The sequence below is a fragment of the Alteromonas sp. G4i35 genome, from assembly GCF_054960375.1.
Map to the genome: position 1 here is coordinate 1 of NZ_JBHNZD010000049.1, position 12,423 is coordinate 12,423.

10 protein-coding genes are annotated in these 12,423 nt (G+C 39.5%); 3 read left to right on the plus strand and 7 right to left on the minus strand.

The window, feature by feature from the left end:
- Positions 1 to 157 precede the first annotated feature (157 nt).
- Positions 158 to 841 (plus strand): sulfotransferase family protein, encoded by a 684-nt coding sequence (locus tag ACFI6L_RS19800; protein ID WP_462574659.1) that lies wholly within the window; start codon positions 158 to 160, stop codon positions 839 to 841.
- 26 nt (positions 842 to 867) lie between these two features.
- On the opposite strand, the gene ACFI6L_RS19805 is transcribed toward ACFI6L_RS19800, so the two are convergent.
- From ACFI6L_RS19805 to ACFI6L_RS19815, 3 genes are all read right to left on the minus strand, one after another.
- Positions 868 to 1,854: a sulfotransferase domain-containing protein gene (locus tag ACFI6L_RS19805; RefSeq protein ID WP_462574660.1), complete on the minus strand. Its 987-nt coding sequence runs from the start codon at positions 1,852 to 1,854 to the stop codon at positions 868 to 870.
- 48 nt (positions 1,855 to 1,902) lie between these two features.
- Positions 1,903 to 2,817 carry a glycosyltransferase gene (locus ACFI6L_RS19810; RefSeq protein ID WP_462574662.1) on the minus strand — a complete coding sequence of 305 codons (915 nt, stop codon included), beginning with the start codon at positions 2,815 to 2,817 and terminating at the stop codon, positions 1,903 to 1,905.
- Between the two features lie 204 nt (positions 2,818 to 3,021).
- The gene (locus ACFI6L_RS19815; RefSeq protein ID WP_462574663.1) at positions 3,022 to 5,484 is read right to left on the minus strand and encodes a right-handed parallel beta-helix repeat-containing protein; all 2,463 of its coding nucleotides are present in this window, start codon (positions 5,482 to 5,484) and stop codon (positions 3,022 to 3,024) included.
- A 286-nt stretch (positions 5,485 to 5,770) separates the two neighbouring features.
- Here ACFI6L_RS19815 and ACFI6L_RS19820 point away from each other — a divergent pair, with 286 nt between their 5' ends.
- A complete protein-coding gene (locus ACFI6L_RS19820; RefSeq protein WP_462574664.1) occupies positions 5,771 to 6,868 on the plus strand; it encodes a glycosyltransferase in 1,098 nt (365 codons plus the stop codon).
- Between the two features lie 101 nt (positions 6,869 to 6,969).
- Positions 6,970 to 8,094, plus strand: coding sequence for a glycosyltransferase family 4 protein (locus ACFI6L_RS19825; protein ID WP_462574665.1), 1,125 nt, complete (start codon positions 6,970 to 6,972; stop codon positions 8,092 to 8,094).
- Here ACFI6L_RS19825 and ACFI6L_RS19830 read toward each other — a convergent pair.
- The 4 genes from ACFI6L_RS19830 to ACFI6L_RS19845 form a co-directional block, all read right to left on the minus strand.
- Positions 8,077 to 9,207 carry a glycosyltransferase gene (locus tag ACFI6L_RS19830; RefSeq protein ID WP_462574666.1) on the minus strand — a complete coding sequence of 377 codons (1,131 nt, stop codon included), beginning with the start codon at positions 9,205 to 9,207 and terminating at the stop codon, positions 8,077 to 8,079. The two genes, ACFI6L_RS19825 and ACFI6L_RS19830, sit on opposite strands and share 18 nt — an antisense overlap.
- Positions 9,208 to 9,250: 43 nt before the next feature.
- Complete coding sequence (locus ACFI6L_RS19835; protein ID WP_462574667.1) at positions 9,251 to 10,102, minus strand: glycosyltransferase family 2 protein; 852 nt, start codon at positions 10,100 to 10,102, stop codon at positions 9,251 to 9,253.
- A 168-nt stretch (positions 10,103 to 10,270) separates the two neighbouring features.
- On the minus strand, positions 10,271 to 12,106 hold the full coding sequence (locus ACFI6L_RS19840) for an acyltransferase family protein (protein WP_462574668.1): 1,836 nt from the start codon (positions 12,104 to 12,106) through the stop codon (positions 10,271 to 10,273).
- A gap of 100 nt (positions 12,107 to 12,206) precedes the next feature.
- The coding region (locus tag ACFI6L_RS19845) for an SGNH hydrolase domain-containing protein (protein ID WP_462574669.1) at positions 12,207 to 12,423 on the minus strand (217 nt) is incomplete at its 5' end.

Below are 12,423 nucleotides of genomic sequence, written 5' to 3' on the forward strand. Positions count from 1 at the left end.
GACTTTTGAAATGACATTGTGGTTTTAAAAGTTACAACGTAATTTTATTTACCAACAAGTTTGCCTGAAGGGAGTATACGGGATGAATCATCTTCACAGGTTTCATTACATTGTCAAACACCCAAGCCTCGTATGGAGGCAGCCAAAGCGGCTGTTCATGCTCAGCCATATGAGAAGTCGCTCTTCTCTATTATCACACATACTTGGTTCTAATGAAGCTATAGCTGGGTACAGTGAACTCAGCATTAGATACAAAAACACTGGCTCACTGCTCGATCAGAAAATAGCTTTGCATCAAGACGGACTGGAAATAAATTCCAACACAATACTTTTTGATAAGGTCCTCCATAATAGCTACGATTTTAAAAAGGCAGAACTTTTAAATAAAGATGAGTTTAAAGTAATTGTTATGGTTAGGCCGCCAGAAGCAACCGTCAAAAGCATAGTTACAATGGGCAGAAAGCAGGGTAACGCAAAATATGGCAATATCGATTGGGCATGTGATTACTACATTGGGAGACTGGATAAGCTAGTACGTATTTCGCAACACCTCGATGATTATATATTTGTGAATTCCGATGACATTGTGAATTGCCCTGACGAGACTTTGACTAGGCTGACGAACTCTCTAAATTTGAAGACTCCTTTATCAACAGAATACTCATCCTTTAATAAAACAGGAATGAAAAAGTCTGGTGATACCTCTGATAATATTAAAAAAGGGAAAATAGTACTTACACGTGAAAATAACGACATTACTATATCTGAGTCGTTATTAAAAAATCTAAATAACTGCTACGAGTCTTCGTTTCGTAAGTTAAGTGAAAAAGCTGCGTTATAAATCAGTAACCTTGGAGTAGAGCACTATTAATTTATAGTGCTCTTGGCAAAACTTAATAGTATGTTCTCCATGCAAGGAGAATGGAAATCTTCATACCAACCATCTAACTCAAAAGCTTTCAGTAAGTTTGATGCGAGCTCAACCTGCTCCTGCGTTATGTTTTCTTTCCAGATTGTCAGTGGATCTTTGTTCTCTATGACGGAGCTTCCTTTAAACGATACAATAGAAGATTCTCTTAATTTGTTTGGAGTTAACTCAGCGTTTTGCTTCTTCCCACTAAAAGCTAAAGCCTCACCTATTTCTCTTTGAGGATCCTCTAAAACTTGCTCGTAACAAATAATGTGAATTTCATCTAGTGTAAATTGCTTAGAAATGACCTTATGTATAACGCACCAATTCAATATTTGCTTCTCTATATAATCGTTCCTTTGTGCGACTTTTAAAATTACTTCACCCAACCCTTTTAGGTGCGTGGCCATTAACGCTTTGTCATTTAAAAAGATTTCTGGCGAACTTGGCCAGTTCCAACGTTTAGTGACATATTTGGATGCAGCCACTGACAGTGGGTTTCGTACGAGGAGTATTGGCTTAACAAATGGAAATTGGAGTACAGACCATTTCGCGTGCAAATTAGCGAAGACATCTTTTACCAATAAGCCCTCATAACTATCAGAAAGAAGCTCTTTATCTATCCATGAATTCGTAAGGGAACCGTTGAAAACAGAAGCCATGTACCGTTTTAACGCGGGGTTTTTTGAATCCGCATCTACGAACATATTTTCTCTGAACTCCTTTGCCCCGTTTACTTTTTTAGGGTGAAAAGGCTCAAACATTTCTCTATATGATTTATCCGCGTTTAATAAGCTTGCTATCCAAGTTGTTCCGCTTCTCCCGTCTCCAATAAGCCAGATAACATTTGAAAAATCACCACGTGAGGTTGCTTTTCTAACTCTGAAGAAGTTTCTAAATTCGGTCAGTTTGCTGCTTACGTATTTCGTTACAGATTTTCGCATTAGTTTACTTTCAAATTATGTGTTGATGTGTTAGCTCTTGGTGGAAAGCTACGATCTTAAGCTACTATGTTTAGACGATCGGATTTTGTTTCTTAGCAAGTAATAGGACTTGCTTAAATATTTTCTGTAACTGAAACTTCCATTTAGACTCTTCAACTTTGAGCCTACATGAAGCAAAGAAAGTGTGGTCTTGTACAAAGACTCATTACCTAAGTGATTGTTGTATACAACGCCTAAAGAAGACAATACGGCTTTGGAGCTTTTAGGTGCCAGGTTTCTATAAATTGCTTGTGAAGCAACTTTTCGCTGCTTGTCGCCATTTTGAGATGTAATACTATTAGAATGTATCCGATAGCCAAACAAAACCTCATTCAAGAGACCTATCTTAGTTTTTGATATTAGACGTGTCCAAAGCTCGAAATCTTCTGCGAGGTGATAATCTGCATCATAATATATATCGTTTTTATTGAGTTTGGTCATATCAAACATAGCAGTGGGATGACAAAGTGGACAACCAAACAGAAGCTCGACAGGTTCTATCGAACGTGCTTTTTTTGAAACTTTTGATCGCATGATATTCCCAGTCTCATCTAAAAGCTCAATTCCTGTAAACGCCACTCCAATTTGGTCATTACTTCGTAGAAAATCAATTTGTCTATTTAACCTGTCATGCAAGCAAACGTCATCAGCATCCATTCTTGCAATATAATCACCAGTACTGCGGTCAATCCCTTCATTGAGTGTTGATATTAACCCAAGGTTTTCTCTAGAAAAGAATCGAATCCGTTCATCATTGTAATTCTCTATTATCTTTTTGGACTGGTCTGTTGAGCCGTCATCAATCACTATTATTTCAAGATTTCTATAGGATTGTGTGCATATGCTATCTAGAGCTAATTTGATATATCGCTGCGCATTGAACACTGGAATAATAACCGAGACTAACGGTTTAGCATTTTCCATTCTACTTCCCTTAGTGCTATTTTAACCAATTTACAACTTTGAGATGCGCTTATTGTGACAATCTAGTAGTTACTAAAGATTATATCGTTAAAAATAAGCTCAGCCTTTTACTGTAAGTGAGTTTTATAAATATTATCTAGCAGAAATTGCGCCAAAATATTCATGGGACAATCAATTTCAAGAGTGTAGTTTAATTGAGAAATATTATCTGAGAGTGATATTTTTAATGACCATTCTATCCCTATTACGCCAACTCTCGATGTCATCGTTATCCAAAACCAGTAGAAGGTAGTTAACCTTACCCTTGACGTACTTTCCAATGGGGAAAGTTATAACTCCAGAGCTCGCATTATAGTAATCTTCTGCTCTAACCCCCCATGCCTGAGTACCATGGAACTTTATGACTCTTGAACTATTTAAATTTGTATCAGTTTCAAACCCTATCCCTACAACTTCAGGTCTGCCTTCTACTTGGAGTTCTAATTCCAGCACAGAATTCTCTGTAAGCGTGTAACTTATTGGGAACATTTGCCAATTATTTCCAGTAAGCGTTACGGTGTTGTCTTTGTCTATTGAAGTTTCGCCGTATTTAAATTGCTTTGGAAAGCCGACATGGTCTGTCGAATTAGGCTCAAATATCCATACGTTACTTTTGGGCTCAATAACAGACTGTAAAAGTATTGTTGATGAAAAATTAGGAATTCTGAACTCTTCTGAAATGAATAGAGTAGGGTCTGTGCTTTCTTTCAATGAGGTAACGTATGATATGTCGTCTGATTCTGGGTGCTCTAAAAGATTATCAATATTAAATTCATATCTAGAGTCCATTGTATCTTCGTTATAGCAAAGATCATTGGTGCTTGTGCTACCTATATACTTTTCTTTATCAAAGATACAGTAACCTACGGAGTAGCCAGTGTTTTTGGTAAAAACTATATTGTTTTGCGTCGTCACCCAGAAGGTGGTGTCGTTATTTACTTTAGATGCTGCAATACCGTTGCGGTCCACATCTATTACATTCTCGAATATGAATGTTCTACCCGCTGGCTTGGAAATGAGGCCGCCAGCTTTTATTGCAGTCCACTCTTTACCTGTTTCATCGCCAAGATTGTAGATGTGATTATGAAAAATATAGCTTGGCCCAAGCGTGTTAGGGGCAATACTTACCCCTACATAGCCTTGTTCCATTTCATTATCATAAACCAAAACATTTTGTTGTCCGCCATCTATTTCGATGAGGTCATCGTTAGCATAGGCGAGATAATTTCCATAGATCGCTGAATTTTTAACAAAACCACCTCGTCTTTCGAAATTCTTTCTTCCCTCTATTACATCATTGAATCTATGGTTAGGCGCACCGTAAAAACGATTGTTCCTAACTACAAATTCACCTCTATAAGCTTCACTATCATGATATGCCCAAACTTGAAGTGCATTTGCACCTTTTGGGTGCCCGGCTTCCCAGCTATTGGCACCTAAGTTTGGACTATGCACTTCACATTCCTCAATCACAGCGATGCCGCTTCTTTCGAGATAAATACCAGAATCGTAATTGATAGGGGAGTTTGTGGTCGGGCTCGCGTAGGCTACGCCATCACGTATATCTACAGCCTCTCTTCCAAATTCTGAGATATTGCACCCTTTGATCCATATGTGGTGGGCTTTCTTTGCAAAAATACCGTATCGTTGCCCTCCCTTGACGGTAAGGTTCTCTAACATGATGTACGACTGCGCTCCAATATTTACAGCGGCCAACTCATCACTAGATGCTTCGATTACTGGACCATCACCAATAATTTTTGCATACCCGTTTTCGCCACCGCTTATATTTAATGCTTCTAAATCAAGTTGGCCCCCAGTATAGATATCTGATAGATAGTATATTTTTTCCGGATCAATGGGAGGTGAATCTGGTTTGGTTTTGGTTCTAAAGGCATACTCCTGCTCAGCGCCGTTTGCGTCGGTAATTCGTACTTCGATATGGTAGGTCGTGTCTGCATTTAGGTACACGATACTGCCTGCAAACGAACCGAAGATGGGTTCCCATGATAAGTTTAAGCCTTCGCGCCACTGGGTTTCACTATCTTCCCTAAAGCGAACTGTTGCGGTACTCGACTCGTCTTGCCCATAAATAACCAATCCAATAGAGTTAATGAGTGGCGTTACTGTGTTTGTAAAACCAGCTGCAGAAGCTTTGAAAGTGGTCGAGGGATCTAATCCTGCAGCTATTGCAGATTCGTAGACTTCATTGTTTGTTAACCCTGAATGAGTTGAAATTAATTTCTTCCATTTAGCACTATCTATAGGGAACAGGGAAAATAATGCCGTTGCTTCTGCGCTGTTTATTGAAGACAAGCGTGTTTTGATTTCCTCTTCATCTGTAGATATGGAAACACTTAACACCTTTTTGCTATACAAACTCGCAATTTCGTCGCGATATAGCTTTATCTGGCGTTTCTCGGGGTTAGAATCTTGGTAGCGAAGAAGGAGTTCGTTGATAGTGTTACTATTTGCGTTGTTGGCCATCAGATAGGCATTAACCTTATCGCCTAATTGTACGCCGCTCCCAGTCATGGCGCTCTTATTACTATTACTCGCACACGAGACAATAAAGTTGAGAGAGAACAAAAGAAGCAAGAGACTGCTCGTAAGCATGGGAGATTTCATGATCTGTCCTTGTGAATGTGGAAAAAGATAAAAACGAAAAGAAGGACTGCTTGTAAAAGGGTAGTGGTATCTCATATACGTAGCAAGTGATGTCTGAAGATCTTTACAATCTAAGGTTCACAAAAATATAACCCCCAGAGCGTAATACTAAATGGTGGAAAAAACGGAACTTAAATTGCTTAAACTATTTTTAAGTCAAAAACGTAAAGATTTGGTTTCACATTGAAGTGAGTTTAGCCGCGCTTGAATGGCAATAAACTAATAGGCGTCCCAACACGGAAATTGTATGAAGAAAAAAATAGCAGTTATCCACCCCGAAGCAGGAATTTCATCAAGCGGTGGGTCGCAATTGAGTGCTTATGAGATGGCTGAACATCTTGCAAGTTTTTTTGATGTAAGGTTGTTAAGCGCTTCGAAGTGTAGCGACCTAAGTGTTGTTATCCCTTGCATCCCTAGAGGTAAAGTTAAAAAAGCGCAGAGAAACAAGGTTATAGATTGGTTGCTCACCCGCTTTGTCTCCAACCCTTCTTTACTCATTGAAGCAATTACGAGTTTTCTTACCTATACACCGTACCTGCTCTTTAAGAAAGCTGATGTCATCTATCCAAATAACGACTACGGCGGGTTAGCAGTCGCCTATGTTGCAAGAAAACTATATAAAGCCCCCATCTTGTATACCGAGAGGGCTGGCATGGTTTCAGGAGGGAAGGTACTCAGAAGGAATCTCAAATTTAAACCTGACTGCTTGGTTGTATTTAACGAAGAAACCAAGCGTTACGCACTGTCTATCAACCCTAAACAACGTGTAGAAGTTATTCCTAACGGTGTTAACCTTTCACTCTTTAGTCCAGTCGGTGAAAAATTTGACCATGGTTTACAAGGGCCCGTTATACTGACTGTGGGTTCTTTGAATAGAAGAAACCACAAGAGATTACACTTGGCTATTGAAGCCATGAGCAAGGTTTCTGATGGGGCTCTATTGATATGTGGAGATGGGCCAGATAAGCAATACTTCGAAGAGCTTTGCACGGATAAGCTAGGCCGTACTCGGTTCAAAATAGTAACAGTAGACTTTGCTGATATACCCAAAGTATATCGTTCGGCTGATTTATTTACACTGCCGTCTGAAGACGAGCCGTTTGGTAGGGTCTATTTAGAGGCGATGGCTAGTGGTCTACCTGTAGTTGCTACAGATGATGCTATGAGAAGAACGCTGACAGGCCAAGCTGGCATTGTGTGTAACGTCGAGAATTCAGTTGAATACGCTCAGGCAATTCAAACAGCACTTGAACGAGAATGGGGAGATCTACCGATTGAGCAGGCTTCTCACTATAGCTGGAAAAACGTGGCAGAGCGTTACGCTGAGGTAATCAACAGCATGTAATTACAGTGCTAAATAACGGTGCCTGATCATCTACCAAGGTTTAATTTTTGAATTCAACGCAGTTAAAGAATGGACGCATGTAAATCCGTAAGGAACAGTTGATGGCGCGAATATGTGTTATCGGGACGAGAGGTATTCCATCTTTCGTTGGTGGAATTGAGACAATTTGTGAAAATTTATATCCACGTTTAGTTGAGAGTCAGTCTAAATTTGAGGTCGTGCTTTTAAGTAGGCTTTCATACAAAAACATGGAGCGATATATTTTTAAGGGTGTAAAAGTTACCGTTTTGGCTGCGCCTAAAATTAGTGGCCTAGAAACGTTTGTACATACGTTTTATGCCCTCATTTACGCCAGGCTTTTTGTCCATCCTAAGCTCGTTCATTTGCATGGTATTGGTCCAGGCTTTTTCGCACCAATTTCAAGGCTATTGGGTTTCAAAACTGTAGTGACTCATCATGCTGCTGACTACAAAAGGCCCAAGTGGCGATGGCACGGGAAACTCATACTTAAGTTAGGTGAGTTATTCACGGTAATTTTTGCAAATAAAATAATATGTGTAAGTGCTTCTGTCTTAGAAGAAATTAATCAACGGTACGCTTTTTTACTTAGTAAAAGAGTAGTAATTAGAAACGCTGGTTCATTGGAGTTTAATGAGCACGAGGAAAGCAACTCAAACGTGCTATGTGAACTTAATCTTTCACCTAAGTCATACATCTTAGCCGTTGGGAGGTTAGATAAAACAAAGGGATTTGACGATTTAATAAAGGCCTTCTTAGACTCGCCTTCATTAAACAAAAAGCTTGTTATCGTTGGCTCTAACTATGTTGAAGACAGCTATGTCTTACACTTGAAATCTTTCGCTAGCGAAAACGTTGTCTTCGCCGGGATACGCACCGGAAATGAACTCGTTTCTCTTTACCAGAATGCTGCGTTGTTAGTAAACCCCTCTTACATGGAAGGTTTCTGTTTGGTTCTCGCAGAAGCCTTGTCTGCGGGTACCCCCATCATTGCAAGTGATATTGCTGCTCATCGAGAATTTGAACTAGCCGAGCAGAGCTACTTTCCAAGAGGTGATACAAACGTACTTCGTAACAAATTGAAAGTTGAAGATTTTGAGACCTACAAAAGTACCCATGCAGAGTCTCTTCAGAGAAACAATACGTGGTCCTTAAACGCTAAAAGGCACGAAAGTCTGTTTAAGAGTCTTTTAAATAAATCGTTTTAAAAATTGCCAATATTCGGCTGCAATTTTGTTTATGTGAAAATCACTAGCACGTAACTTACTCTTAGTTGAGTAGTTCAAGCGTATTTGACTAATCTGCATTTGATTAATAGCGAGCGTCAGCTTAGTCTCGTCATTCATTGGTACCAAGATACCAAACTTGCCAAAATGCAAGCCGTCACTTTCGAAATCCGCGTCTGCTTCGAGTATTTCCGCAGGTCCTGAGGGGCAATTTGTCATAATTACAGGAAGACCAAGGGTCATGGCTTCTAATAAAGCGTTGGGAAAGCCCTCATTGGTAGACGCAGAAATATAATATTTAGCTTTCGCTATAACTGAAAAAGGGTTTTTCGCGTAGCCTAATAGAAGCACTCTTCCTTCTGCGCCTTTATCGGCGATAAACTTTCTGAGCTCTTCTTTCTGCTCACCCTCTCCCAGAATACAAAGTGGCGAGGTTTCACTTGATGTGAGGTAAGCGTTTATTAGCTGCTTAAAGTTTTTAGCTTCAGTTAGTCTTCCCACACTGATTATAAAGCTTGAAGGGAGTGAAATTTCGGGCTTTTCCAAGCTCGCGGCCTTGATGCCATCAATATCATAGGGATTGTAAATAGTGTGCGCTTTTTTGGCACTAACGCGAAAATGTTCGACAAGATCGCTCGTCACACCACTAGAAACGCCTAGTACAGCATCTGCATTAGGGTAGCTAAGCCAAGGCATGACACCAGCTACCGCTCTTTTTACACCTGAGAATTGGTTATCTAGATGACTACTTAGGTGCATGCGCTCGCATAAAACTACTTTATGTTGTTTGCCTATACGTGTTAAGGCATTGCAAACATTAGCTCTTACTAAAAAGCTTACAACCAGTGATGGCTTCTCTCTTTTAAGAACCTGGTGGAATTGCACCACGCTGAATAGCAAAGAGCGTTTCGCATCGAGTTGATGAACTTTCACGTTAGATGGTAGCGGTCTTGCTAATGGCTCATCGTCTAGAAGAACGATGCTTACGTCCAGTTCAGCATAGTGGCTTTGAATACTTAATAAATTAACGAGTGCTCTTTCGGCACCGCCAAAGCCTATTGAATTAATGAGAAAGAAAACTTTTCTTTTTTCCATAATAAAAGGTCAGCTTGCTGACTGATTCGTGAGTGTCAGAGTCTTACCTTCCAAGTTTCTTTCTTATTCTATCCTTGTTTAATATTACCTTTGAGGTCGCTACTAATCCCGCCTCTCGCAGAGATAATGCAATCCAGCCGAGCTTGTTATTCTTCTTGCCTATTTGACTAAGAATCTGATTTGCAACTCTATCATTGTACGCTTCTTCCCCTAATAGCTCGCGATGCTTTTTGAATGCTTTTAGACGAGGGAATACTTTCTCAAGAGGCATATTTGCTACTTCAGTTGAAATACTTACATGACCTCTACGGTAAAAGTAAATGTCTTTGGGAATGTTTTTAAACACAGCGTTTTCAAGGGTTATGCGAACGAAGAAATCCCAGTCTTGACTATTTTTTAACTCTTCATCAAATCTAAGCTTTTTCGCTAATGCTGTTTTGCAAGTTACACCACTCATTCCGCAGAATTTGTTACCTTTCTTAATTACGTCTGTAGTGATGTTTTCAATTGGGTTGATATGCACCTTGTCTGGCGTTTCTAAGAAGCGATAGCCGCATGTCACTGCATCTGCACTATCGTGCGCTGCAATATGTTGCTCCAAATAATCGACGTCCCAAACATCGTCATCATCAAGAAACGCTATAATATCTGCGCTTGATTTATCAATACCCAAGTTTCGGGCAGCATTTGCGCCAGATGCTACTGGAGTTTTGATATAAGTAAAGTGCTCAGCAGGAAACAGAGACAACACTTCTTCATAGCTAACTGATGAACCGTCATCAATTACAAATACTTCCTTAGGGGGAACAGTTTGCTTTAATACTGCGGCAAGGGATTCTTTTAAATAATCTGGGCGATTATGCGTCGTAATGACAACTGAAACTGTTTTTTGCATCTTTTGTCCATGATGATTGAAGGGTGAGCGATGTTACCATTTTTGCGGCTTCAGCTAATTAACAAGCAAAAAGCTCACCACATTGGTAGATTCAATCGTTGTTACGACTTTATCTATACTTCTGGCGATTTTAAAAAGCTAGCAAAACAAAATAGTAGATATCGAATATTACAAGTAGTCGAATTGTTCGAGAATTTTTCTAGCACCGGCTTCAGTTAAATGACCATAGTCAAATTGTACAGGTATATCGTTTACTTCAGTTATACATACTGTTTGGTCAGCACACATTACATTAACCGTAGAAAAGTAATCAGCATTTAGATTTGTTAATTCCTTTTGCATTTCAGAGTCAATTTTTCGAACCTCGTCTAAATTGCTACTATTCATTATGGTTTCAACGCTATCTGACATTGCTAGTACACGAGGCAACGGTTGGAAATATTCGACTACGGGGCCAATAACTACTACCTCTAGCCCTCGAGACTGTAACAGTTCGATACTTTCACGTAGTAGGGCAATATCTTTTTCAAGCCATCTCGCAGAGATGATAACTTTTGAATACTGCTCGGACGTTATCGATTCACGATAAGCCCAATTCATGAGCTCTTCGCAACGTTTTGCTCCGCTGGTTTTCAACACTGGCTTACATCCACTGGCTGTAATTTGGCTAAGAGTTTGATTCTCTCTAATATTTGCCTTAAGAGAAGAGTACCAATGCGCGGCATGACTGTCACCTATCAAAAGGATATTTTCCTTGCCATCGTCAGTCGCAATACATGTAGTTTTATCGAAGTCTTCTATTCCCGTAGACTGTGACGTCAAAAAGCACGTACCTCCCCGAAAATGAGGCGTACGGTATGTTAAGAAACTCTCCAGCTGTTTTTGCTTTTGTGAAAATTGAGACTCCTGAAGGCTCTGGTTAAGCCACACTGTCGATGCTAGCAAACAAGTAAGACTTACCGTTGCGAAGCCTACCTTTAGAGGTTTGCTTGGGCCACGCCTGAAACGCTCTTCAATATAATAATAACCAAGACTTCCTAATAGTATTGATATGAGCAATATGGCTACTTTGTGAAATTGCGTTGCTTCTTGCTGCAAAATTAGCGGATAGAAAATGATTACAGGCCAATGCCACAGGTATAGTGAATACGATATATTGCCAAAAAATTTTGCGATATTTAAAGATGAAAGCCGATATGCCCAATCGCCTTTGCGAGAGAGCCCGAGAAATAATGTCGTCGCTAAGGTCGGAATTATGACTTTAACACCAGGGAAGTCATCGTGACTCATCCATATAGTGGAAGCCATTAATACAAGTATACAAGAAAAGTTGCTAATCTCTCTTAAGCGAGGTTTTATGGATAGGCGAGATAAATATATAGCTGCGAACCCGCCAGCAATAAACTGCCAAAATCGAGTAAACGGCGAGAAAAAAGCGAAGTTTATATCTGTGTTTGAAAGTATTAAACAAGCAATAAAGCTTACAAAACCAATAGCAAGTAGACCCGCATACTTCCATTTGCTGAACTTTGAGAAACAAAAGATTAAAACAAATGGCATTACAGCATAAAATTGCTCTTCAACAGAGAGTGACCATGTATGAAGTAACGGATTCCCCTGAAGTTCTGAGTCAAAATATCCAGATTTTGAATAGAAGTAAAAATTTGAAAGGTAAAGAGAGGAATAAATAAGGCTGATGGAATAACCTTTAAACTCACTCGGAAGAAAGAAAAAGAAGGCGAAAAGAGAGGTGATAGCAGCAACGGTAATGTAAGCTGGAAATAAACGTTTAAACCGTTTTACATAAAAATCAGATATGCTAAAACTGCCGGTAGAAAGGCGTTTACATATTTGGCCAATAATAAGATAGCCAGATATGACGAAAAATATATCGACCCCGATAAAGCCGCCAACTAAATGTTTGGGACTAATATGGTAGATAACAACGCTTAGTACTGCTAGCGCTCTCAGTCCTTGAATGTCGGTTCTGAATGAAGATGTCACCCCAATGTTTCCCCTGAATATTAATTCCAATTAAGTTTAAGCAAAAGATAAACCAATAATTAAACGTGCGAGATTGACATCTTATTTGGTGTACAACGGGCTACTGAAGGGGAGTGTGACTATTTTTATTTTGAATAATATCTTCCGCTATTAACGATGCACCATAATTAGAAACATGGTTGTCGTCAAAATATAGAGAACGGCCCCCTTTAGTTGAGAAACAAGCTTCGCTTCCGCAAAAGTAATGTGCAGGATTAATTAGCACTACATTGTCAGGGTAATCGGTACTTTTGAAGTGATTTATTATTACTTCGTTG

Bases quoted from the DNA above. Each gene is read 5' to 3' on its own strand.
- ACFI6L_RS19820 (WP_462574664.1), top strand. From the start codon at position 5,771: ATGAAGAAAAAAATAGCAGTTATCCACCCCGAAGCAGGAATTTCATCA.
- ACFI6L_RS19810 (WP_462574662.1), bottom strand. From the start codon at position 2,817: ATGGAAAATGCTAAACCGTTAGTCTCGGTTATTATTCCAGTGTTCAAT.
- ACFI6L_RS19805 (WP_462574660.1), bottom strand. From the start codon at position 1,854: ATGCGAAAATCTGTAACGAAATACGTAAGCAGCAAACTGACCGAATTT.
- ACFI6L_RS19835 (WP_462574667.1), bottom strand. From the start codon at position 10,102: ATGCAAAAAACAGTTTCAGTTGTCATTACGACGCATAATCGCCCAGAT.
- ACFI6L_RS19800 (WP_462574659.1), top strand. From the start codon at position 158: ATGCTCAGCCATATGAGAAGTCGCTCTTCTCTATTATCACACATACTT.
- ACFI6L_RS19815 (WP_462574663.1), bottom strand. From the start codon at position 5,484: ATGAAATCTCCCATGCTTACGAGCAGTCTCTTGCTTCTTTTGTTCTCT.
- ACFI6L_RS19830 (WP_462574666.1), bottom strand. From the start codon at position 9,207: ATGGAAAAAAGAAAAGTTTTCTTTCTCATTAATTCAATAGGCTTTGGC.
- ACFI6L_RS19825 (WP_462574665.1), top strand. From the start codon at position 6,970: ATGGCGCGAATATGTGTTATCGGGACGAGAGGTATTCCATCTTTCGTT.